This window comes from Dankookia sp. GCM10030260 (assembly GCF_042666655.1).
Classification (GTDB): Bacteria; Pseudomonadota; Alphaproteobacteria; order Acetobacterales; family Acetobacteraceae; genus Paracraurococcus.
This window is the reverse complement of sequence record NZ_JBHTDE010000002.1, coordinates 548422-569712: the sequence shown is the minus strand read 5'-3', so window position 1 is coordinate 569712 and position 21291 is coordinate 548422. Positions and strand designations below refer to the sequence as shown.

At 72.7% G+C, this 21291-nt stretch carries 20 protein-coding genes; 5 read left to right on the top strand and 15 right to left on the bottom strand.

Annotation, left to right across the window (positions count from 1 at the left end):
- Window positions 1-55: 55 nt before the first annotated feature.
- Complete coding sequence (locus ACFQS7_RS09160) at window positions 56-1171, top strand: acyltransferase family protein (protein ID WP_380066734.1); 1116 nt, start codon at window positions 56-58, stop codon at window positions 1169-1171.
- 104 nt (window positions 1172-1275) lie between these two features.
- Here the strand turns inward: ACFQS7_RS09160 and ACFQS7_RS09155 are convergent, their stop codons facing one another.
- From ACFQS7_RS09155 to ACFQS7_RS09140, 4 genes are all read right to left on the bottom strand, one after another.
- Window positions 1276-2373 carry an alginate O-acetyltransferase AlgX-related protein gene (locus tag ACFQS7_RS09155; protein WP_380066733.1) on the bottom strand — a complete coding sequence of 366 codons (1098 nt, stop codon included), beginning with the start codon at window positions 2371-2373 and terminating at the stop codon, window positions 1276-1278.
- Window positions 2374-2380: 7 nt separating this feature from the next.
- The gene (locus tag ACFQS7_RS09150; protein WP_380066732.1) at window positions 2381-3778 is read right to left on the bottom strand and encodes an MBOAT family O-acyltransferase; all 1398 of its coding nucleotides are present in this window, start codon (window positions 3776-3778) and stop codon (window positions 2381-2383) included.
- Between the two features lie 161 nt (window positions 3779-3939).
- Complete coding sequence (locus ACFQS7_RS09145; protein WP_380066731.1) at window positions 3940-5103, bottom strand: hypothetical protein; 1164 nt, start codon at window positions 5101-5103, stop codon at window positions 3940-3942.
- Between the two features lie 255 nt (window positions 5104-5358).
- The gene (locus ACFQS7_RS09140; RefSeq protein ID WP_380066730.1) at window positions 5359-6144 is read right to left on the bottom strand and encodes an enoyl-CoA hydratase; all 786 of its coding nucleotides are present in this window, start codon (window positions 6142-6144) and stop codon (window positions 5359-5361) included.
- A gap of 153 nt (window positions 6145-6297) precedes the next feature.
- Between ACFQS7_RS09140 and ACFQS7_RS09135 the strand changes: the two genes are divergently transcribed.
- Window positions 6298-6591: a hypothetical protein gene (locus ACFQS7_RS09135; protein WP_380066729.1), complete on the top strand. Its 294-nt coding sequence runs from the start codon at window positions 6298-6300 to the stop codon at window positions 6589-6591.
- Window positions 6592-6699: 108 nt separating this feature from the next.
- Here the strand turns inward: ACFQS7_RS09135 and ACFQS7_RS09130 are convergent, their stop codons facing one another.
- From ACFQS7_RS09130 to pqqA, 7 genes are all read right to left on the bottom strand, one after another.
- The gene (locus ACFQS7_RS09130) at window positions 6700-6957 is read right to left on the bottom strand and encodes a hypothetical protein (protein ID WP_380066728.1); all 258 of its coding nucleotides are present in this window, start codon (window positions 6955-6957) and stop codon (window positions 6700-6702) included.
- 63 nt (window positions 6958-7020) lie between these two features.
- Window positions 7021-8142 carry a pyrroloquinoline quinone biosynthesis protein PqqE gene (gene pqqE / locus ACFQS7_RS09125; RefSeq protein WP_380066727.1) on the bottom strand — a complete coding sequence of 374 codons (1122 nt, stop codon included), beginning with the start codon at window positions 8140-8142 and terminating at the stop codon, window positions 7021-7023.
- On the bottom strand, window positions 8139-8408 hold the full coding sequence (pqqD, locus tag ACFQS7_RS09120) for a pyrroloquinoline quinone biosynthesis peptide chaperone PqqD (RefSeq protein WP_380066726.1): 270 nt from the start codon (window positions 8406-8408) through the stop codon (window positions 8139-8141). Before pqqD ends, pqqE begins: the two co-directional genes overlap by 4 nt.
- Window positions 8409-8410: 2 nt before the next feature.
- Window positions 8411-9145: a pyrroloquinoline-quinone synthase PqqC gene (gene pqqC, locus ACFQS7_RS09115; protein WP_380066725.1), complete on the bottom strand. Its 735-nt coding sequence runs from the start codon at window positions 9143-9145 to the stop codon at window positions 8411-8413.
- Complete coding sequence (pqqB, locus tag ACFQS7_RS09110) at window positions 9142-10077, bottom strand: pyrroloquinoline quinone biosynthesis protein PqqB (RefSeq protein WP_380066724.1); 936 nt, start codon at window positions 10075-10077, stop codon at window positions 9142-9144. Before pqqB ends, pqqC begins: the two co-directional genes overlap by 4 nt.
- A gap of 11 nt (window positions 10078-10088) precedes the next feature.
- Window positions 10089-10556: a hypothetical protein gene (locus ACFQS7_RS09105; protein WP_380066723.1), complete on the bottom strand. Its 468-nt coding sequence runs from the start codon at window positions 10554-10556 to the stop codon at window positions 10089-10091.
- A gap of 51 nt (window positions 10557-10607) precedes the next feature.
- Window positions 10608-10688, bottom strand: coding sequence for a pyrroloquinoline quinone precursor peptide PqqA (gene pqqA / locus ACFQS7_RS09100; RefSeq protein ID WP_380067237.1), 81 nt, complete (start codon window positions 10686-10688; stop codon window positions 10608-10610).
- 174 nt (window positions 10689-10862) lie between these two features.
- Between pqqA and ACFQS7_RS09095 the strand changes: the two genes are divergently transcribed.
- Complete coding sequence (locus ACFQS7_RS09095) at window positions 10863-11894, top strand: aspartate-semialdehyde dehydrogenase (protein ID WP_380066722.1); 1032 nt, start codon at window positions 10863-10865, stop codon at window positions 11892-11894.
- Between the two features lie 143 nt (window positions 11895-12037).
- Here the strand turns inward: ACFQS7_RS09095 and ACFQS7_RS09090 are convergent, their stop codons facing one another.
- Window positions 12038-14635, bottom strand: a complete 2598-nt coding sequence (locus ACFQS7_RS09090; RefSeq protein ID WP_380066721.1) for a response regulator — start codon at window positions 14633-14635, stop codon at window positions 12038-12040.
- Between the two features lie 112 nt (window positions 14636-14747).
- Between ACFQS7_RS09090 and ACFQS7_RS09085 the strand changes: the two genes are divergently transcribed.
- The gene (locus ACFQS7_RS09085; protein WP_380066720.1) at window positions 14748-15425 is read left to right on the top strand and encodes a substrate-binding periplasmic protein; all 678 of its coding nucleotides are present in this window, start codon (window positions 14748-14750) and stop codon (window positions 15423-15425) included.
- Window positions 15426-15565: 140 nt separating this feature from the next.
- Here ACFQS7_RS09085 and ACFQS7_RS09080 read toward each other — a convergent pair whose 3' ends face one another.
- Window positions 15566-16495 (bottom strand): Hpt domain-containing protein, encoded by a 930-nt coding sequence (locus tag ACFQS7_RS09080; RefSeq protein WP_380066719.1) that lies wholly within the window; start codon window positions 16493-16495, stop codon window positions 15566-15568.
- A 202-nt stretch (window positions 16496-16697) separates the two neighbouring features.
- On the opposite strand from ACFQS7_RS09080, the gene ACFQS7_RS09075 reads away from it, so the two are divergent.
- Window positions 16698-17915: an NADP-dependent isocitrate dehydrogenase gene (locus tag ACFQS7_RS09075; protein ID WP_380066718.1), complete on the top strand. Its 1218-nt coding sequence runs from the start codon at window positions 16698-16700 to the stop codon at window positions 17913-17915.
- 123 nt (window positions 17916-18038) lie between these two features.
- Here the strand turns inward: ACFQS7_RS09075 and glpK are convergent, their stop codons facing one another.
- Both glpK and glpD read right to left on the bottom strand, forming a co-directional pair.
- Window positions 18039-19565 carry a glycerol kinase GlpK gene (glpK, locus tag ACFQS7_RS09070; protein ID WP_380066717.1) on the bottom strand — a complete coding sequence of 509 codons (1527 nt, stop codon included), beginning with the start codon at window positions 19563-19565 and terminating at the stop codon, window positions 18039-18041.
- A 126-nt stretch (window positions 19566-19691) separates the two neighbouring features.
- On the bottom strand, window positions 19692-21248 hold the full coding sequence (glpD, locus tag ACFQS7_RS09065; protein WP_380066716.1) for a glycerol-3-phosphate dehydrogenase: 1557 nt from the start codon (window positions 21246-21248) through the stop codon (window positions 19692-19694).
- Window positions 21249-21291: the final 43 nt, after the last annotated feature.

Genomic DNA, 21291 nt, shown 5'->3' with positions numbered 1-21291 from the left:
TCCCCGGCCTGACGCCGCCGGTATACGCCTTGTCCGAAGCGGGGGGGGGCGGGCGATGGCGGATGTGCGCGGCGGGCTGTTGCCCGGGCTGCACGGGTTGCGGGCGACGGCGGCGATGATGGTGCTGCTGTTCCACCTGCATGCCATCGCCAGGCTGGCGGTGCCGGAGGCGCTGCCCTGGATCGCCACGCATTTCGGCCTCGGCGTGCATCTGTTCTTTGCGCTCTCGGCTTTCTCCCTCGCCTGGGCCAACCCGGAGGCGGCGGCGCGGCCGGGGCCCTATCTGGTCAAGCGGTTCTTCCGCATCGCGCCGCTCTACTGGCTGCTGGCGACGCTGGCCCTGCTCCGCGGCGGCTGGCCGGGCACCGGACGGGTGGCGGCGGAATACGGCTTCGCCTTCAATTTCATCCCCGGCTGGCATGGCGGGCTGGTGCCGGCCGGCTGGACCGTCGGCGTCGAGATGCCCTTCTACCTGCTGCTGCCGCTGCTGCTGCGCATCCGGGGCATCGGCGGGATGGTCCTGGCCGCGGTGCTGGCGACCGCGTTGTCCTGGGCGGCGCGGGTGTGGCTGGAGGCGACGCTGCCCGGCAGCGACTACCCGCAGGTGGCACTGGCCAGCAATGCCTGGGTCTTCGTCCTCGCCCTGCTGGCGTTCCGGGTGTTCGAGCGGGTGCGCGGCACGCCGCGGGAAGGCCCCGTGGCGGCCGGGGCGGCGGTGCTGGCGCTCGGCCTGCTCGGCGTCATGCTCTCGCCGCTGGCGGCCCCGCTGGCGAGGCCGGGCAATCCCGACCTGCTGCTGATCGGCGCGGGCTTCGCCGCGCTGTGCCTCTGGCAGGCGCTGCGGCCGTCCTGGCCGCTGCGGTCGCGCGCCGCGCTCTGGCTGGGGGAGCGGAGCTACAGCATCTACCTCGCGCATTTCATGCTGATCCTGGCGCTGCGCCCGGCCTATGCGCGGGTGGTGGAGGCGCTGGGCCAGGGTGGCGCGGCCTATCTCGCCTGCCTCGCCATCACCCTGCCGCCGCTCTGCCTCGCCGCGGCGCTCGGTTACCGGCTGGTGGAGCGGCCGGGGATCGCGCTCGGCCGCTGGCTGATCCGGCGCGGGTCGCGGCCTGAGGAAGGAAGACTGGGGGAGAAGGTATTCTCCCCCAGGCCCCCTCATCTATCTTCCTGAGTCGGGACTTGCCGCGCGGCAAGTCCCGACTCACGGATAAGGAAGGGCGGGGTTGGGCGCATGCGCCCAACGGGAAGGAAATACTTTGCCCTCCCCAACCTTGCTTACCAACCCGCGAGGAAGTCCCGCTCCTCCGCCCCGACCGGCTGCCCGACGACGCGTTCGGGGATCTCCCACACCACCAGCTTCGGCTTCGCCTCGCGCCAGGCGGCACCGGCGAGGTAGTCCCGCGCCGCGCCGGCGAAGCCGCCGCCGGCCTTGGCATGGCTGGCCACGGCGGAGGCCAGCGACTGCTGCAGCCGGCCATGGAAATTGGCATTCACCGAATAGGAGGAACCGAGCAGGACGACCTCCGCCGGCGGCGTCTCGTCCAGCAGGCCGGCGGCCTCGCCGGCCGCCTCGGTGCGGTCCGGGTATTGCCGGTCCGGCGCCGGGCGCAGCACGTCGGGCACGCGGTCGAGGCTCATCAGCCGCAGCAGGTCGCCGGGGCCATCCGCCGCCTCCGGCGCGGCGACGGTGCGGAAGGCATCCGCCCGGCGCAGCGGCAGGGCGGCAGTGGCCTCGGCGATGGCCTGCGCGGCCGCGGCGGCGCCGGCCTGGCTCCAATGCGTGTCGGTGCGCCAGAAGGCCGGCCGCACCGCCGCGAGCGCCGGCAGCAGCGACAGCGCCGGCACCCCCTCCCGGCCCAGCAGGTCGAGCCAGGCCGGCAGCCGCGCGACCGCTTGCGCCGCGCGCGGGGCGCCGCACAGGCTGCCGGATTCCACCCGCGCCTTGTCCGGCACCACGGCGACCAGCAGGGTGACGCCCTCGGCGGCCAGCCGTGCCCGGATGCGGCCCAGCGCCGCGGCGCGCTCGGCCATCGCCGCCTCGGCATCCGGCCAGGGGCGCAGCTCCTCGGCCAGGAACAGCCAGCCGTCGCAGCCGACGCGCACAGCAGGCCCACCGGAGCCGAAGACACCCCAGCGCAGCACCCCGCCGGCGGCGCGCAGCACCGGGTCGGCCGGCAGGCCATGCGCCATGGCGTGGTTCACCGCCGCCGCGGTGCGGCCGCCAAGGAAGCCCTCGGGCGTCAGGGTCCCGGCGATGCGGGTACTCGTGGCGGGCGCGCGCAGCGCCGCGACCCCCTGCCAGAAGCCCCAGCCCAGCAGGGCGACCATGGCGAGGGCATAGGCCCGGGCGGCGGCGGGGGACGGATCGCGCATCGCCGCCTCAGAACTGGAAATAGAGGAAGGGCACGGCGGCGCGGCTGTAGAGCGCAACGATGCCGACCAGGAAGCCGAGCAGCGGCCCGCCCCACCAAGCCACCCGCACCAGGGCCTCCGGCACCCGGCCGCGCAGCAGCGCCGGCGCATAGACCAGCCCGCCGGCGATGCCGAGGCACCACCACTGGTCCGGCGTCACCTGCCAGGGCAGCGCGTCGGTGAAGCCTGCACCGTTCAGTCCCAGCATGCCGCGGTACATCGCCCAGGTCGCCTCGATGCTCGGCGCCCGGAAGGTGACCCAGCCGATCACCACGGCCAGCAGCAGCAGCGGGTTGGCCAGCAGCCAGGGCAGCCGCCCGCCGCGCCGGCTCCAGCCCCGGTGCAGGGCCAGCAGCCCGCCATGCCAGGCGCCCCACAGCAGGAAGGTCCAGTTGGCGCCGTGCCAGAAGCCGCCGATCACCATGGTGGCCAGCAGGTTGACATAGGTGCGCACCGGCCCGTGCCGGCTGCCGCCGAGCGGGATGTAGAGGTAATCCCGCAGGAAGCGCGACAGCGTCATGTGCCAGCGCTGCCAGAATTCCTGGATCGAGCCCGCGAGGTAGGGGTGGGCGAAATTCTCCGGGAAGCGGAAGCCGCACATCAGGGCGAGGCCGATCGCCATGGCGGAATAGCCGGCGAAGTCGAAGAAGAGTTGCAGCGCATAGGCCACCGCCCCGGTCCAGGCCTCGGCCAGGCTCGGCGCCGGCAGGCCGAAGGCGGCCTCGACCATTGGGGCCAGCGTATCGGCGACCAGCACCTTGGCGGCGAAGCCCAGCATGAAGCGCCGGGCGCCGAGGCCGAACAGCGCCAGGCCATGGGTGCGGGATGTCAGGTCCTGCTGGATCTCGGCATAGCGGACGATCGGCCCGGCGATGAGCTGGGAGAAGATCGCCTTGTAGGCCGCATAGTCGACGAAGCGGCGGCTGACCGGGACGTCGCCGCGGTAGAGGTCGACCAGGTAGCTGACCGACTGCAGCACGTAGAAGGACAGGCCGATCGGCAGCAGGATCTCGGCCCACCCCATGGGTGCCAGGCCCCAGCCGGCACGCAGCGCATTCAGCGTCTCGACGCCGAAATTGGCATATTTGAACCAGGCGAGGACGCCGAGATTGCCCGCCAGCCCCAGCAGCAGCAGGCGCTTCCCCGCCCGGCTCCGCACGCCGCAGGCATCCATGCCGCGCGCCACCAGATAGGTGAACAGGGTGACGCCGGCCAGCAGCGCCAGGAAATCCACCCGCCACCAGGCATAGAAGGCCCAGGACAGGATCAGGATCGGCCAGTTCCGCAGCCGCGCCGGGGTGAGGAAATAGGCGGCGAAGAAGGTCGGCAGGAACAGGAAAAGGAATTCGAAGGAGGCGAAGATCATGCCGCGCCCCGGGGGCGGCGCGCGGAAGGGTATGCGGCGATTTCTACTGCCAGATGAGCCATGCCCATGCTCTTTCCAGGCATGGGAGAGTCTGGCAAGCAAAGATCACGCCTACGAGAGAATTCTCGGCCTGTGGGCAAGCCAGGGGCGGATGCCGGCCCTCAGTCCTGACAGCCGCGCCGGAGCAGGCGGATATCGTCCTCGGCCACCATCTCGCCGATCTGCAGCCGCTGGGTGATCATGCGGCAGCGGCCGAGGAGGTTGACCGAGGCCGCGGCCGTGCGGATGGCAGCGGGATCGGGCTCGGGCGGCAAGGCGCGCGCCGGCAGCGGCACGAGGCTGGCCGCGAGGCGGTCGATTTCCGTGGCGGGCGGGCGGCGCATCTCCGGCGGCGCGGCAGCCACGGGCGGGGAGGCCTCGGCCCGGTTGGCCCGGTCCTGGTCGCCGCCGGGCCGCGGCACCGCGCTGGCGACCACGGGCGGCAAGGCGGTGGCGATCGGCGGCAGGGGCGCCGCCGCGCCCAAGGCGGGCGGCAAGGGCTCGCTGGCGGGCGGCGGCATGACGGTGGGGATCGACGAAGCCGGCGGGGCCTCGGCGCGGGCGATCGCCGCCTCGTCGTGTCCGGGCTGCGGCCTGGCGAAGTCGGCCGCGGGCGACCCGGCGTCGAAAGCCGCGGGCGCGGCCTCGACCTGGCTCGACACCAGCGCGTCATCCGTCCCGTCATCCCGCGCCGCCACGGCCGGAGCCGGTGAGGCGGTGTCCGGGCCCATGGCGAGGTCGAACTCCGGCTCGGGCAAGGCCTCGCCGCCCATGCCGTCCATCCCGGCGGCGGCCGGCCCCCCCGGCAGGGCAAGACCTGCCATCCCGGCCGGCCGGACGCCGCCTGGCGGCAGCGTGACGACCCAGCCGACGCCCGCCAGCAATGCCAGCCCCGCCACGCCGCCGAGCACCGCCAGGCGCCGCTTCAGCCGGCGGTGCCGGGCCCAGCTGCGCCGCGCCGCCACCGGGGCAGGTCCCGGCGCGGTTTCCAGCGCCCGGCGGACCACCCCGACCCAGGCATCCCCGCCCGGCAGGCCAAGCGGCGGCAGGGCGGCGAACGCCGCGGCGGGATCGGCGGCCTCGGCCAGCCGCAGCACCGGCAGCGCTCCCGGGAAGATCGCCTCGAAGCGCCCCGCGGCCAGGCGGGCGCGCAGCAGGGCCGGCCCGTCCGGCGGGCCGCCAATGACGGCGATGCCCAGGGCCGGGTGCAGCAGGATCAGCGGCAGGAGGGTGCCTTCCAGCCGGCAGTGGCGCAGCGCCAGCCAGCCGGTCGGCAGCGAGTCCACGCGAATCGGTAAAGCCTGCCGTACGGGCAGGAGTTGTGGGTTCGACAGCATGGTGACCATTGGCGTCCGACGGCGGCCGGACCCCGATCGGTCCGGGCCGCGCCAAGGATGCCAGCCGAACATAAGGCCAAGCCACGCTGGTATAACTTCAAAGCATGGCGAGTTTTTCTTGCCGGATCAAACAAGGTCGCGGGCCCGCCCGCATCGAGGCAATTCCGGGGACTTCGTTGCGCCGACCCGTTATTGCCGCCTCTCTTATCGCGGTCGCGGCCGGCGCTGCGCGAAGGCACCGAGCATCCGCCGCGGCTCCTCGGTCTCCCAGGCCGCGGCGAAGGCCGGGATGCCGGCGGCCACCGCGGCGCCGATCGGCAGGTCCTCCCATTGCCGGATCAGGCGCTTCTGCAGCCGCAGCGCCTGCCGTCCGGCGGCGCCGAGATGGCCGAGCCACTCGGCCACCGCGGCATTGAGGCCCTCGGCCGGGACCAGCCGCTCGACCAGGCCCCAGTCGCGCGCCTCCGCCGCGCCGATCGTCTCGCCCAGCAGCAGCAGGCGGCGGGTGCGGCCCCAGCCGATCAGCCCCGGCAGCAGCGCGGCCTCCACCACCGAGGGGATGCCGACGCGGACCTCCGGCATGCCGAATTGGGCATGGTCGGCGGCGATCCGCAGGTCGCAGGCGGCCGCCAGTTCCAGCCCGGCCCCCAGCGTCCAGCCATTGATGCGGGCGATCACCGGCACCGGGCAGTCCCGCACGGCGCGGCAGCAGCCGTGCACCAGCGTGATGAAGCCACGCGCCGCCTCGCCGTCCTCCAGCCCCGCCATCACGCCGATATCGGCGCCGCCGACGAAGCTCTTCGGCCCGGCGCCGGTCAGGACCGCGGCGTGCAGCGCCTCGTCCCGTGCGAGCCCGGCCATGGCGGCAGCGAATTCCCGCATCAGGTCCGGGTTCAGCGTGTTGAGCTTCGCCTCATGCGCGATGGTGACGAAGGCGACGCGGCCGGTCGCCGGCGCCTCCCGGATCTCCACGCGAATCTCGCCGGCCATGCCGGTCCCTCCCCTGCTGTTCGGCCTCAGGATATCGCAGCGCGCACGGGCGCGGCAGTTGGTTGCCGTCGCATCACATTCCGCCGAAGCCGAAAGCCCGTGATTGGACCTGCGCAACGGTATTGCGGAGGCTGAGGCGGAGGACCGGAGGGTATGATGGACGGACACGCCATGGGCAGTGCGGCGCCTGCCAAGGAAGGGCCAGGGCAGGCGACCCGGCGGATCAACGATGCGCCGCTGCGCGCGGCCCTGGAAAACCGCCGCGGCCGGGTCTTCGACGAGGCGCTTTCGGGGGTCTGCTACACCCATGGCGTCCGGCTCGGCCTGGCCGGGGACGCCCTGCCCGGCTGGCTGCCGACCGCCCCGCGCTGGGCGCGGGAGGCACTGCGCACCGGCCATGCCAGCGGCCTGGCGATCTCCGGCCGGGGTGGCAACGCGCCCGCGTGAGGCAAGGCGGGGAGGAGGCATCCTCCCCGGGCTCCACTCCTTCCTTCCGTGGGTTGGCACCTGCCGCGTGGCGGGTGCCGACCCACAAAAGGCCGGGGTGGGGGCTCGCTAGATCGGGTTCGCGGGGATCGTCGCCTCGCCCTCGTCGGGCATGTCCGACAGGGTGTCGGAGGGCTCGTCGCGCCAGCCGGAGCGGCGGTCCATCGCCTTCCGGGCCAGCAGGGCACCGCCGACGATCCCGGCGCCGACGCCGATACCGGCCAGGAAGGGACCAACCCCCGCGAGCACGGCCATGCCGCCCATGGCGGTGCCGGCCATGGTCATGGGGCCGGGCAGGCCGAGCAGGTTGCAACGCGGGAGGAACATCCGGATCATCCTTCGATAGCGGCCCTGGATAGTGGCGCGCGCGGCGGCAACCGCAAGCCTGGGTCAGCCCGGAACCTTCTGCGGTTCCCGATAGGTGAACCCCTCCCCCGCCGCCGCGGCCGCGCCTACCGCGACCGACAGCACGCCGTGGTGCGGCGACAAGGCACAGGCGGGATCGGTGGCCGCCGCATCGCCGAGCAGGGCGAAGGCCTGGCAGCGGCAGCCGCCCCAGTCGACTTCCGCCCGCTCGCAGCCCTGGCAGGGCGCCGGCATCCAATCCGTGCCGCGGAAGCGGTTGAAGGCTTCGGAATGCTCCCAGGCGTCGCGCAGCGAGACCTCCCGCACATTGGGGAAGTCGAAGCCCGGCAGGCTTTCCGCGGCATGGCAGGGCAGCACCCGGCCGGCCGGTGAGACCGCGAGGAACTGCCGACCCCAGCCGCCCATGCAGGCCTTGGGGCGCTTCGCGTAGTAGTCCGGCACCACGTAGTCGATCACCAGCCGGCCCCGCAGGTCGCGCCGCGCCGCCTCGACCGTCGCGGTGGCGGCGTCCAGCTGGTCGCGGGTCGGCAGCAGGGCATCGCGGTTGGCCAGGGCCCAGCCGTAGTACTGCACATGGGCCACTTCCAGCCGGCCGGCGCCGAGGTCGAGCGCCAGCGCGATGAGGTCCGCCAGCCGGTCGAGGTTCTGCCGGTGCACCACGGCGTTGAGCGTCAGCGGCAGGCCGGCCTGATGCACCAGCCTGGCGAATTCCAGCTTCCGCGCATGGCCGCCGCGATAGCCGCCGATGCGGTCGGCCGAACCCGCTTCGGCGTCCTGCACCGAGAGCTGGACGTGATCGAGCCCGGCCTCGACCAGCGCCTGCAATTTCGTCTCCCCGGTCAGCACGCCGGAGGTGATGAGGTTGGTATAGAGGCCGGCCTGGCTGGCGGCGCGGACGATCTCGAGGATGTCGCGCCGTGCCGTCGGCTCACCGCCCGAAAGGTGGACCTGCAGGCAGCCCAGCGCCGCGGCCTCCGCGAAGACCCGGGCCCAGGTGGCGGTGTCGAGCTCCTGCGCCACCCGGGTCAGCTCGGTGGGGTTGGAGCAATAGGGGCAGCGCAGCGGGCAGCGATGGGTCAGCTCGGCGAGCAGCGCGAGCGGGGCGGCGGGACCGGCGGCGCGAACCGGCGGGAGGTCTGCTGTCATGCGACCACAACGCCTTTCGCCGCCAGGTCGTCCAGCATGGCCACCACATCTGCCATGATCTCGCCGCGCGGCGCGGCGAAGCGCACGGCCAGGTCGTCCACCATGGCATCGACGCTGCGGGCGCCGTCGACCAGGCGCAGAACCTCCAGCGCGATCTCATCCGGGACGAACATGCGTTCCGGCCCCATCACCACCCAACGGTCGCGCGCCTTGTCCTCCCGCAGCTTCATGCCGCGGCCGAGGCGGGGGATGGAGGCGCCCTCCATCCTCAGGGCTTCCAGGCGCCGGGCGGGATGTTGCCCGGCTCGACATAGGCGTAGTGCAGCGCGTCGAGCTGGGCCCAGAGCAGGTCGCACTTGAAGCGCAGCGCGTCGAGCACCTGCTCCTGCTGCTCCCGGGTGCGGGCCTCCCGCTTGACGAAGCCCAGGGCGAATTCGACATCCTGCGGCGCCTGGGTCAGCCGGGGCGTGAAATAGGACAGCGTCTCCTGGCTGACGAAGTCGTAGCTGCGCAGCATGCCGGCGACCCGCTGGGAGATGATGTTCGGCGAGAACATCTCCGTCAGCGACGACGCCACGGCCTCGAGCACGCTCCGGTACTTCACGAAGTTCACATAGGCATCGACCGCGTGCCGCGTCCCCGGCAGGAGGCCACGCAGCGAGACCACGTAGTCCCGGTCGAGCCCGAGCGCATCCGTCAGCTTCAGCCAGCGCTCCACCCCGCCCGGCTTGCTGCCGTCGCCGTCGTGGTCGACGATGCGCCGCCGCCATTCGCGGCGCAGTTCCGGCGTCGGCAGCCGGCCGAGCACCGCGGCGTCCTTCGCCGGGATCGAGGCCTGGTAGTAGTAGCGGTTCAGCGCCCAGGCCTGGACCTGCGGCTTGGTCAGCTTGCCGCCGTGCAGCAGGTGATGGAAGGGGTGGTGGATGTGATAGCGCTCCTCGCCGATGGCGCGGAGGCGACTTTCCAGGTCATCCCCCGGGAGCAGCCTGTCATCCTGGCTCACAGCGTCACCTCCATGCCGTCCTGCGCGACCTCCCAGCCGGCGGCCGCGGCCGCGGCGCGTTCCGGGCTGTCCGCCAGCAGGACGGGGTTGGTGTTGTTGATGTGGATGAGGATGCGCCGCCGCACCCCGAGGCCGGCGAAGGCGGCGATCGTCCCGCCCGGCCCGTCGAGGCTCATATGCCCCATCCGCGCCCCGGTCTTCGGCCCGGCGCCGGCCCGCAGCATCTCGTCGTCCTGCCACAGCGTGCCGTCGAAGAAGACGCAGTCGGCGCCGTCCAGCCGGGCGGCGAGGTCGGGCGGCAGCGCGGCGCAGCCGGGGATGAAGAACAGCGCCCGCCCGCCGGCCGAGACGCGCAGGCCGATGGTCTCGCCCGCCTCCGCCCGGCCGGGATCGGCGCCCGAGGCATCCTCCATGAAGAGCGGCACCTTGCCGGGCACGGCGAAGGCCTCGACCGTCAGCCCGAGCGGCCCGCCGGCGGCATCCGCCAGCGCCAGCGGTGCGTCCAGCGGCAGGGTCCGGCGCGGCACGATGGCGGGGTTCACCGCGCCGAAGATCGGGTTGGCGTCCAGCACCGCCAGCGCCCGGTCGGCGCCATACAACGCGAAGGCATGGCGTTCGCGCAGCGTCAGCAGGCCGGCGATGGTGTCGACCTCGGCCCCGGTCAGCACCACGGCGGCGATCGGGGAGTGGCGGATCTCGCCCGGGGCCGGGCGCGGGTGCAATGCCGGCGTGGCGATGATCTGCTGCCGCAGGTCGGGCGAGGCGTTCAGCAGCACCCAGCGCGCGCCATCCGCCGAGACGGCGAGCGAGGCCTGGCTGCGGGCGGGCGCCGCCGGGTCGCCGCCCAGCGCCCGGCGGCAGCCGGGCCCGGCGGAATTCCATTGCGGGAAGCCACCGCCGGCAGCGGCCCCCAGGACGATGGCATGCAGCATCGCCAAGGCGCTCAGTGGGCGCGGGTGGCGGCGGGATGGGCCATGGCGGTCTCCTCCGGCAGCCACTGCGGGCCGCGTCGGGTGGAAATGTAGGGCCGGCCCAAGGGGTGGCCAACCCCGCCGAAGGTGGCCGTGCCTACCGTCCCGGCAGCGTGACCTGGACCTGGATCGCGGTGAACCAGGCCGCCAGGCTGGCGATCTGCGCGTCCGTCAGTTCGCGCCACCGCGTACATCGGCGCATGCGGCCGCTCCCCGCGGCGGAAGGCCCGCAGCTGGATCTCCAGATAGGCCAGGTCCGGCGTGTCGGATGGGCTCGCCCTGCCGGCGGCGCCAAGGCAGGCCGCGCAGCGGGCCGCGGCCAGCCGCCACCCCGGCCGCGCATCGCCGGCGCCTTGCTGCGCCACCGCCGGCCCCGCCAGCAGCGCGCCGCACAGCAAAAGCCCCGCGGCCGGGATGATCCGGCCGCGGGGCCAAGGCACGCGATCAGGCAACGTCAGGACCCGCCCGGGACTCCGGGCGGGCCGCCGGACTCAGCCGATATCGGCGCAGGCGTAGCTGTTGATCTCGAGAGCGAGCGAAACTTCGGTCACGCGCGGCTTGGTCCAGGCCATGATTTCCTCCGTTGTGGCGTCGATCGCCCATGCGGATATTGGGGGCGGAGCCAGGGTCAATCAAGCGAATGGTTCGCCCGCGGCCGCCGCCGCCCGGGTTGAACCCCGCCGCCCCCCGGCCTAGTTGGGCGCAGCCCCATGGCTGCGGGGCCCCTTGTTTCGAAGGAGAATTCCATGGGCTACCGGGTCGCGGTCGTCGGCGCCACCGGCGCGGTGGGGCGGGAGATGCTGAAGACCCTCGCCGAGCGGGACTTCCCCATCCGCGAGGTCGTCGCCCTCGCCTCCGGCCGCTCGGTCGGCCAGCAGGTCTCCTTCGGCGAGAAATCCGTCCTCAAGGTGCAGGCGCTGGAACGCTACGACTTCAAGGATACCGAGCTCGCCTTCTTCTCCCCCGGCGCCGCGGTATCCGCCATCCATGCGCCGCGCGCAGCCGCGGCCGGCTGCGTGGTCATCGACAATACCAGCCAGTTCCGCATGGACCACGACGTGCCGCTGGTGGTGCCGGAGGTGAATGCCCGCCACCTGAAGGGCTTCGCCCGGCGCAACATCATCGCCAACCCGAATTGCTCGACCATCCAGATGGTGGTGGCGCTGAAGCCGCTGCACGACATCGCCCGCATCCGGCGGGTGGTGGTCAGCACCTACCAGTCGGTCTCCGGCGCGGGGCGGGAGGCGATGGACGAGCTGTTCAACCAGACCCGCGCGATGTTCGTCAACGACGCCGCGGTGCCGGAGCAGTTCACCAAGCCGATCGCCTTCAACGTCATCCCGCATATCGACGCCTTCATGGACGACGGCGCGACCAGGGAGGAATGGAAGATGGCGGTCGAGACGCGGAAGATCCTCGACCCCGACATCGCCGTGGTCGCCACTTGCGTCCGCGTCCCGGTCTTCATCGGCCATGCCGAGGCGGTGCACGTGGAGTTCGAGAGCGCGATCACCGAGGAACAGGCGATCGAGGCGCTGCGCGAGGCGCCGGGCATCCAGCTGATCGATAAGCGGGAGGATGGCGGCTACATCACGCCGCTCGACTCGGTCGGCGAGGACGCGGTCTATGTCAGCCGGCTGCGGCGCGACCCGACAGTGCCGCATGGCCTGGCCTTCTGGTGCGTCGCCGACAACCTGCGCAAGGGCGCGGCGCTGAACGCGGTGCAGATCGCCGAGTCGCTGCACGAGCAGGGGCTGGTCAAGCCGCGGCGGGGATAAGCAACAGGCCGGGGAGAAGGTGTTCTCCCCAGCCCCCTGATCTGTTTTCCCGGGTCGGTCCTTTCAGCGCGGCAGGAGCCGGCCCGCAGAAACGAAGGGTGGGGCTTGGGGAAGGAATACTTTATTCTTCCCCAAGCTTGCCTTCACGCCGTCCGCGCCGGCTCGGTCAGCCCCAGCTCCGCCAGCAGCACGCCACGCTGCACCGGCTTCGGCAGGTAGGCATCCATCCCCGCCTCGAGGCATTGCACACGGAAATTGTCCCCCGCCGCGGCGGTCAGGCCGATGATCCGTGCGGCCCGGTTCGGCCCGGCCCCGCCGCGGATCTGCCGCGTCGCCTCCAGCCCGTCCATCACCGGCATCTGCAGGTCCATCAGGATCAGCCCATAGGCGTGCCGTCGCGCGGCCGAGACGCCTTCCTGCCCATCCACCGCCACGTCCACATGGCAGCCGGCGCGCTGCAGGATGCTGCGCATGACGAGCTGATTGGTGGCGTTGTCCTCCACCACCAGCACCCGCGGCCGGGGCGCGGCCTCCGGCGGCGGCGGGACGTCGCGGCGCTCGCCCGGACGCTCGCCGCGGCGCAGCGCATGCAACAGCGCCTCCCGCAGCCGCGACGGCAGGACCGGCTTCAGCAGCACCGCATCGAACAGCGCCGCGGCCGGCGGCTCCCGCAACAGGGCGGTGCCGGACGAACACAGCACGAGCGAGGGCCGGTCCGCACCCAGCTCGGCCTGGATCCGCCGCGCCAGCGTCTCGCCGTCGCAATCCGGCATGCGGCCGTCGAGTACCGCGGCGTCGAAGCGCCGGCCGGCCAGGCGGGCAGCGCGGAGCGCGGCCACCGCCGCCTCCGCATCCGCCGCAACCGTCGGCTCTGCGCCGCAGGCGATGAGCTGGCGCGCCATGATCTCCCGGTTCAGCGGCAGGTCGTCCACCACCAGCACCTGCCGGCCGCGCAGCGGGCATGGCTCGGCCGCATCGCCTGCATCGGCAGCAGCGCCCAGCAGCAGGTCGAAGCGGAAGATGCTGCCGCCGCCCGGCCGGGCCGCGGCACCGATCGACCCACCCATGCTTTCGGCCAGCCGGCGGCAGATCGCCAGGCCGAGGCCGGTGCCGCCATAGCGCCGCCGGATCGAGGCATCGGCCTGGGTGAAGCGCTCGAACAGCATCGGGACCTGCTGCGGGTCGAGCCCGATGCCGGTATCGCTGACCCGGCAGGTCAGCCGCCAGCCCGCCCCCTCGCGCTCGGTCGAGACCGCCAGCTCGATCCAGCCGGCCTCGGTGAATTTCACCGCATTGCCGACCAGGTTGAACAGCAGCTGCCGGAAGCGGCCGGGGTCGCCCACCACCCGGGCGGGCATGTCCGGCGCCAGGGCGCAGACCAGCTCGACGCCCCGATTGGCCACGCGCGGCGCGAAAAGCTCGACGATGGTGCCGATCTCGGCCTCGAGGTCGAAGGGCACCTCCTCGCGCTCCATCGCCCCGGTCTCCAGCTTGGAGAAGTCGAGGATGTCGCTCAGCACCATGGTCAGGTGCTCGGCCGATTTCTCGATCGTCTCCGCATAGCGGCGCTGCAGCGGGTCGAGCCGGGTGTCCATCAGCACGCCCGCCATGCCGATCACGCCATGCAGCGGGGTGCGGATCTCGTGGCTCATGGCGGCCAGGAATTCGTCCTTGGCGCGGCCTGCGGCCACTGCCTCGGCCTCGCTCACCGCCAGCCGGGCGCCTTGCAGCCGCAGCGTCTCCGCCTGCCGCACCAGCAGCCAGAGCGCGAGGAAGGTGACCGCCGCGGCGATGCCGATGCCCACCGTCAGCAGCCAGCCGAGCCGGTAGACCGGCGCCAGCGCCGCGCTGCGGTCGCGCGTCACCTCGACCACGAAGCTGCCGCTGCGGGTCACGGCGAAGCTGCCGATGACCGCGGCCGAGTCCTGGTCCTGGCCGCGGAAGGTGCCGCTTTCCCGGCGCGGCAGGAAGTCGCGGAACAGCCAGGCCTGCAGGGCGCTGCCGCCGATCCCCTCGGCCGCGCCGTCCGAGCGCGCCAGCAGCTGGCCGGAGAAGGAATGCAGCCGGATGGCGACGTCGAAGGCCTCGGCATAGCGGCGGCTGACGCTGACCAGATAGTCGGGGTTCAGCAGCGCCACGGTGGCGCCGCCGAAACCGCCCTTGCCACCCGTCACGGCGCGGGCCAGCGGGATCGACCAGATCCGCGTCTCGGCGATGCGCTGGCCGCCCTGGGCGAGGAACCGCCCGGCTTCCGGCCCGCCGACCCGGGTCACCGCCTGCCCCGCCGCCAGGGCCTGGAACCAGTCGCGGCCGGCGACCGACTGGCCGACCAGCGCCGGCTGCGAGGCCGCCACCACCAGGCCGGCCGCGTCGGTCAGCAGCAGCGCCCGCACCGGCGCCACGTCCCGCACCCGCATCGCCAGCTGCGCCTCGAAGTCGGCCGGCAGGCGGTCTGGCGGCTGGGCCGCCAGGTCGTTCAGCACCAGGTCCACCGTCTGCGAGGCACGGGTGAGCTGGTCGGCCAGGGCGCCGGCGACGCTTTGGGTCAGGCGTTCGGCATCGGCCAGGGCGTCGCGCTGGCCGCGTTCGAAGACGACGTAGTAGACAACCGAAACGAGACAGGCGAGGACGAGCCCGACGGCGGCACCGAACAGCAGGCGCGGCCGCGGCTCGGCCGCGCTGGCCGGCACCAGGCGGAGGGAGCGGCGCAGGATGGCGTGGAAACCGGGCGGGGGATGCATGGTGGCGTCCCTTATTGCATGCATTGTCGTTTTTTTGGAGATCATTTCGATGCCGGCCGCGGCACAAGACCGGCTAGGCGACATTCGCGCGCGTGGCTGGGTCCAGGTCTGCATGTGGCCGGAGTACTTCGCCATCAGCTACCGCAACCCGCGCAACGGGGAGCTGGAAGGCATCGACATCGACATGGCCCGGGCGCTCGCCGCCCGGCTCGGCCTGGGCCTGCGCTTCGTCGAGACCAATTTCGCCGAGTTCATGGGCCGGCTGGAACGCGGCGACTGCGACATCGCCATGATGGCGGTCGGCGTGCTTCCCGCGCGGCAGGCCCGCATCGATTTCTCCCGGCCCACCTTGGCCAGTTCGGTCTATGGCGTGACCACGCGGGACAGCACCCGGATCCAGGCCTGGGCGGACATCGATCGGCCGGGCACCGTGGTGGCGGTCGCCGCCGGGACGCTGATGGAGCCGCTGATGCGGCAGAGCCTGCGACAGGCCGAATTGCTGGTGGTCCGCCCGCCCAGCACGCGGGAGGCGGAGGTGCAGGCCGGCCGGGCCGACATCTTCATGAGCGACTTCCCCTACACCCGCCGCATGCTGCTGATGCATGACTGGGCGCGGATCATCGACCCGCCCGGCCGGTTCGGCGAAACCGCCTATGCCTATGCGGTGCCCAAGGGCGAGCCGGCCTGGCTGGCCGAGGTGGACGCCTTCGTCGCCGCGGCCAAGGCGGATGGCAGCCTGGCCGCGGCGGCGGCACGGCATGGGCTGACGCCGATCCTGGTGCGGGACTGAAGGAAAGCTCGGGGAGGGACAGCTATTCCCTTCCAAGGCCCCTCCCGCCCCTTCCGTGGGCTTGGCACCTGCCGCGTGGCGAGTGCCAGCCCGCAGAATCAGAGGAGGGTCCAGGCAGGACACTTCCTCCCTGGCCTTGCCTACGCCGGCTGCCGCGCCAGCCGCCGCAGCCCGTCCTCCGCCAGATCCGGCAGGCCGTTGCTCGCCGCAGCCAGCGCGCCGAGGTCACCCGCCCGCGCCGCGGTCTCCACCACCAGCAGCGCGGCGGCGAGGGCATCGAGCCCGAAGCTGGCGGCGACCCCGCGGATCGCATGCGCCTCCATCCGCACGGCGGCGACGTCGCCGGCGGTGATCGCGATTCCCAGCCGCGGCAGGCGGGTACGCACCTCCTCCTCGCAGAGCGCCGCCAGCGCCGCGGTCGAGAGCGGCACGGCCTGGCGCGGCGGCTCGGCCAGCCGGCAGGTCAGCAGCATCCCGCCCTCGGCCCCGGGCGCCCAGCGGTCCTCGACATGGCTGCCGTCACCGAGCTGCCGACGGGCGGCGCCGGCAATGCCGGCTTCGATCCCGTGCCGCGACAATTTGCGGGTCAGGCCGGCAGGTTGCAGCCGCACCAGGTCGGCCAGCGGCAGGCCGGGCTGCAGCGCCCCCTCCGGCACCTCGGCCAGCGCGGCGAAGCCTCGGCTCCAGGCCAGCAGGTGGTGCGCCGCGTCGAACAACGCGGCGCCCGGCGCGGCGCTGTCCAGCAGCAGGGCGATGCGCTGCTTTTCCAGCGCGGCGCGTTCGGCGGCCGCGTGCATCTCGTGCTGCACCATGGCCAGGCGCGACTGCCCGGCCGCGGCGACCGCCGCCGTCCGGATTGCCTGGCGCCGGTCACCGAGCCAGAGGCCGGCGCCAAAGGCCGCAACGAAGGTGGCCAGCGCCGCGGGGACCAGCAGGACGGCCAGGTTCGTCACCGCCGGCGGCCGGGCATCAAGGGCCAACAGGTGCAGGGTCACGCCCCAGACCGCGGCGCCGAAGGCGGCGACGGTGCCCAGCACGATGGCGGGGCGGGACGCGTGGCCCGGGCCCATTTGCATAGTCGATCGACCCCAGGCCCGGCACGCGGGACGCGATGTTGAGCCAATCATCAACTAACATTTGACGGTAGGCTGGCGCAACCGTGATGCACTGCCGCCGGGCTTGCCCGTCTCCCGGCCCGGTGCGATTGTCCGGCCTCTTTCCCACTATCCCGGATGATCGTTTGGTCGCGCCGGGAAGCGACGAGGACGCGGTATGGCGAAGATCACGGTGAAGACCCCGGTCGTCGAGATGGACGGCGACGAGATGACCCGCATCATCTGGGGGTTCATCAAGGAGAAGCTGATCCTTCCCTATCTCGATATCGACCTGAAGTACTACGACCTGGGCATCGAGTACCGCGACCAGACCGACGATCAGGTCACCATCGACGCCGCCAACGCCACCAAGCAGTACGGCGTCGGGGTCAAGTGCGCGACGATCACCCCGGACGAGGCGCGGGTGAAGGAGTTCGGCCTGAAGAAGATGTGGCGGAGCCCGAACGGCACCATCCGCAACATCCTCGACGGCACCATCTTCCGCGAGCCGATCATCTGCTCGAACGTGCCGCGCCTGGTGCCGCACTGGTCGAAGCCGATCGTCATCGGCCGGCATGCCTATGGCGACATCTACCGCGCCGCCGAGAGCAAGATCCCCGGTGCCGGCAAGGCCACCCTGACCTGGACGCCGGCCGACGGCGGCGCCCCGATCGAGCTGGACGTGACCAACTTCCCCGCCGGCGGCGGCGTGATGATGGGCATGCACAATACCCGCGCCAGCATCGAGGGCTTCGCCCGCGCCAGCCTGAACTACGGCCTGAGCCGTGGCTACAGCGTGTACTTCAGCCACAAGAACACCATCCTCAAGGCCTATGACGGCGAGTTCAAGGACATCTTCCGCCGCATCTACGACACCGACTTCGCCGACAAGTTCAAGGCCGCCGGGCTGACCTACGAGGACCGGCTGATCGACGACATGGTGGCCTCGGCCCTGAAGTGGGAAGGCGGCTATGTCTGGGCCTGCAAGAACTACGACGGCGACGTGCAGTCGGACATCGTGGCGCAGGGCTTCGGCTCGCTCGGCCTGATGACCTCGGTGCTGCTCTCCCCCGATGGCAACACCATCGAGTCGGAGGCCGCGCACGGCACCGTCACCCGCCACTACCGCGAGCACCAGAAGGGCCGCGAGACCTCGACCAACCCGATCGCGTCCATCTTCGCCTGGACCCGGGGCCTGGCCTACCGCGGCAAGTTCGACGGCACGCCGGACGTGACCGCCTTCGCCGAGGCGCTGGAGAAGGTCTGCGTCGACACCGTCGAGAGCGGCTTCATGACCAAGGACCTGGCCATCCTGATCAGCAAGGACCAGCCCTTCCTGACCACCCAGGCCTTCCTGGCGAAGCTCGACGACAACCTGCAGAAGGCGATGAAGTAGGCCTCGCGCCGCTTCCCGAACCAGGGGCGGGTCCGCCAGGGCCCGCCCTTTTTTCGTGCCCTGGCCTTGCGGTGCCCGGGCCGATCCGCGCCTTCGGGCGATGCGGCCCTGCGGCGACCCGCGCTACAGCACGCCCGAGAGCGTCCGCCGCACCGCCCGCTGCCAGCCGGCATAGGCCGCGTCGCGCTCGGCCGCCGGCATCGCCGGGGTGAAGCGGCGGTCGAGCTGCCAGGACGCGGCGAAGGCCGCGGGGTCCGGGCAGAGCCCCGCCTGCAGCCCGGCGAGATAGGCCGCGCCGAGCGCCGTCGTCTCCCGCACCACCGGCCGGTCGACCGGCGCGCCGAGGATGTCGGCGAGGAACTGCATGGTCCAGTCTGAGGCGACCATGCCGCCATCGACCCGCAGCACATTGGTCTCGCCGGCGCCTCCGGCCGCCCCGCCAACCCCGGCGGCGCCGGCAATATCCGCCTGCATCGCCAGCAGCAGGTCGCGGGTCTGGTAGCCGACGCTCTCCAGCGCGGCGCGGGCGAAGTCGGCCGGGCCGGTGGCGCGCGTCAGGCCATGGATGGCGCCGCGCGCCTCGGCATCCCAATGCGGCACGCCGAGGCCGACGAAGGCCGGCACCAGGTAGCAGCGCTGCGCCGGGTCGGCGGCGGCCGCCAGCGCGCCGGTCTCGGCGGCGTCCCTGATCAGCCCGAGCCCGTCGCGCAGCCATTGCACCGCGGCGCCGGCGACGAAGATGGCGCCCTCCAGCGCATAGGTGCGGCGGCCATCCAACTGGTAGGCGATGGTGGTCAGCAGCCGGTGCCGCGAGGCGACCGGCGCATCGCCGGTGTTGAGCAGCGCGAAGCAGCCGGTGCCGTAGGTGGATTTCAGCATCCCCGGCCGGAAGCAGGCCTGGCCGATGGTCGCCGCCTGCTGGTCGCCGGCGATGCCCCGCACCGGGACGGCGCCGCCGAGGACGTCGGTGGTGCCGAACTCGGCGGCGCAGTCGCGCACCTCCGGCAGCAGGCACATCGGTACGCGGTGCAGCGCGCACATCGCCGGGCACCAGGCGCCGGCCTTGATGTCGAACAGCATGGTGCGGGCGGCGTTGGTGGCATCCGTCGCATGCACCCGGCCGCCGGTCAGGCGCCAGAGCAGGAAGCTGTCCACCGTGCCGAAGGCGAGCTCGCCGCGCTCGGCCGCTTCCCGAGCGCCGGCGACGCTGTCGAGCAGCCAGCCGATCTTGGTCGCCGAGAAATACGGGTCGATCAGCAGGCCGGTGGTGGCGGCGACGGCCTCCGCATGGCCGGCCTCGCGCAGCGCGGCGCAGGCGGCCGCCGTCCGGCGGTCCTGCCAGACGATGGCGCGGTGAATCGGGCGGCCGCTGCGGCGGTCCCAGACCAGCGTGGTCTCCCGCTGGTTGGCGATACCGATGCCGGCGATATCGGCCGGCCCGAGCCCGGCCTTCTCCATCGCCTCCCGCATCACCGCGAGCGAGGTCTCCCAGAGATCCTCCGCCTCGTGTTCCACCCAGCCCGAGGCCGGGTAGTGCTGGGCGAATTCCTGCTGCGCTACGGCGACCGGCGTGAGGTCCGGCGTGCGGAACAGGATGGCGCGGGTCGAGGTGGTGCCCTGGTCGAGGGCGAGGATATGGCCTGCGGGCATGGCGGAACCCTACGGAAGAATGGGCGGGGGCCGAAGCCCCCGGAAGTCAGGTCGGATCGTCGCGCCGCGGCCCGGCAGGCGCCGCCGCGGCGCGGCGCGGCAGCCCCGGCCCGGCGGACGCGCGGCTCACTCCGCCGCCCGCCGGGCCGGCACCGCGGCCATATGCGCCGCCAGCGCCGCCTGGCCCGCGGCATCGATCCGCAGGCCGAGCTTGCTCCGGCGCCAGAGGATATCGGCCGGGGTGCGGGCCCATTCCTCGCGCATCTGCCAGTCCACCTCGCGCGCGGTCAGCCCGGCACCGAAACCCTGGCCGAGATCGGCCATGCCGCGCGCATCGCCCAGCACGGCGGCGGCACGGGTGCCGTATTGCCGCACCAGCCGCCGTGCCAGCCGGGCATCGAGGAAGGGGAAGCGGTCGCGCAGCGCCGTGGCCAGGGCCGGCGCGCCGTCCCAGGGGAAGTCGCCGCCGGGCAGGCTGGCCGTCGCGGTCCAGGGCGCGCCCAGCCCGGCGAAGTGCGGGCCGAGCTTCGCCAGCGCGGCCTCGGCCAGCCGCCGGTAGGTGGTGATCTTGCCGCCGAAGACCGACAGCAGGGGCGCCTCCCCCGCCGGCGCGTCGAGCGTCAGGACATAGTCCCGCGTCGCCTCCTGGGCAGGGCCGGCACCGTCGTCATACAGCGGGCGCACCCCGGCATAGCTCCAGACCACGTCGGCCGGGGTGACGGGGCGGCGGAAATAGCCGCTGACGGCGCGGCACAGGTATTCGGTCTCGGCCTCCGAGATCGCCGCGCCCGCCGGATCGCCGGTGAATTCCTCGTCCGTCGTGCCGATGAGGGTGAAGTCCTCCTCATAGGGGATGGCGAAGCAGATCCGGCCATCGGCATTCTGGAAGATGTAGCAGCGGTCGTGGTCGTACAGCCTGCGGGTGACGATGTGGCTGCCCTTGACCAGCCGCACCCGGGCCGGGGCGTTCTGTCCGGCGACGCCGCCCAGGACCTCGGCCACCCAGGGGCCGGCGGCATTGACCAGGCCGCGCGCCGCGACCTCCTCCATGGCGCCGGTCTCCGCGTCCCGCAGGGTCGCCCGCCATAGCCCGGCCTCCCGCCGGGCGGCGATGCAGCGGGTGCGGGTCCGCACCGTCGCGCCGCGGTCCGCCGCGTCGCGGGCGTTCAGCACCACCAGCCGGGCATCCTCGACCCAGCAGTCGGAATATTCGAAGCCACGGCTGTAGCCCGGCTGCAGCGCCGTCCCGGCCGGGTCGCGCCGCAGGTCGAGCCCCCGGGTCGGCGGCAGGATCCGCCGCCCACCGAGGTGGTCGTAGAGGAACAGGCCCAGCCGCAGCACCGGCCAGGGCCGCAGCCCGCGGTGGTGCGGCAGCACGAAGCGCAGCGGCCAGACGATATGCGGCGCGGCGCGCAGCAGCACCTCGCGCTCGATCAGCGCTTCCCGCACCAGGCGGAACTCGTAGTGCTCCAGGTAGCGCAGCCCGCCATGGATCAGCTTGGTGGAGGCGGAGGAGGTGGCGCCGGCCAGGTCGCCCTGCTCGACCAGCGTCACGGACAATCCGCGCCCCGCGGCGTCGCGCGCGATGCCGCAGCCGTTCACCCCGCCGCCGACGACGAGGAGATCCCGCACCTGGCCCTGGCCCGCTCCCGACACGCTGGCTTCCCCGCTGGCCGCCCGCATCCTGCCCGAGGCCGAAACGCAAGCTCAAGTGAAAAATACGAAG

Bases quoted from the DNA above. Each gene is read 5' to 3' on its own strand.
- ACFQS7_RS09160 (WP_380066734.1), top strand. From the start codon at position 56: ATGGCGGATGTGCGCGGCGGGCTGTTGCCCGGGCTGCACGGGTTGCGG.
- ACFQS7_RS09155 (WP_380066733.1), bottom strand. From the start codon at position 2,373: ATGCGCGATCCGTCCCCCGCCGCCGCCCGGGCCTATGCCCTCGCCATG.
- ACFQS7_RS09150 (WP_380066732.1), bottom strand. From the start codon at position 3,778: ATGATCTTCGCCTCCTTCGAATTCCTTTTCCTGTTCCTGCCGACCTTC.
- ACFQS7_RS09140 (WP_380066730.1), bottom strand. From the start codon at position 6,144: ATGGCCGGCGAGATTCGCGTGGAGATCCGGGAGGCGCCGGCGACCGGC.
- ACFQS7_RS09135 (WP_380066729.1), top strand. From the start codon at position 6,298: ATGATGGACGGACACGCCATGGGCAGTGCGGCGCCTGCCAAGGAAGGG.
- ACFQS7_RS09130 (WP_380066728.1), bottom strand. From the start codon at position 6,957: ATGTTCCTCCCGCGTTGCAACCTGCTCGGCCTGCCCGGCCCCATGACC.
- pqqE (WP_380066727.1), bottom strand. From the start codon at position 8,142: ATGACAGCAGACCTCCCGCCGGTTCGCGCCGCCGGTCCCGCCGCCCCG.
- pqqD (WP_380066726.1), bottom strand. From the start codon at position 8,408: ATGGAGGGCGCCTCCATCCCCCGCCTCGGCCGCGGCATGAAGCTGCGG.
- pqqB (WP_380066724.1), bottom strand. From the start codon at position 10,077: ATGCTGCATGCCATCGTCCTGGGGGCCGCTGCCGGCGGTGGCTTCCCG.
- pqqA (WP_380067237.1), bottom strand. From the start codon at position 10,688: ATGGCCTGGACCAAGCCGCGCGTGACCGAAGTTTCGCTCGCTCTCGAG.
- ACFQS7_RS09095 (WP_380066722.1), top strand. From the start codon at position 10,863: ATGGGCTACCGGGTCGCGGTCGTCGGCGCCACCGGCGCGGTGGGGCGG.
- ACFQS7_RS09090 (WP_380066721.1), bottom strand. From the start codon at position 14,635: ATGCATCCCCCGCCCGGTTTCCACGCCATCCTGCGCCGCTCCCTCCGC.
- ACFQS7_RS09085 (WP_380066720.1), top strand. From the start codon at position 14,748: ATGTGGCCGGAGTACTTCGCCATCAGCTACCGCAACCCGCGCAACGGG.
- ACFQS7_RS09080 (WP_380066719.1), bottom strand. From the start codon at position 16,495: ATGGGCCCGGGCCACGCGTCCCGCCCCGCCATCGTGCTGGGCACCGTC.
- ACFQS7_RS09075 (WP_380066718.1), top strand. From the start codon at position 16,698: ATGGCGAAGATCACGGTGAAGACCCCGGTCGTCGAGATGGACGGCGAC.
- glpK (WP_380066717.1), bottom strand. From the start codon at position 19,565: ATGCCCGCAGGCCATATCCTCGCCCTCGACCAGGGCACCACCTCGACC.
- glpD (WP_380066716.1), bottom strand. From the start codon at position 21,248: ATGCGGGCGGCCAGCGGGGAAGCCAGCGTGTCGGGAGCGGGCCAGGGC.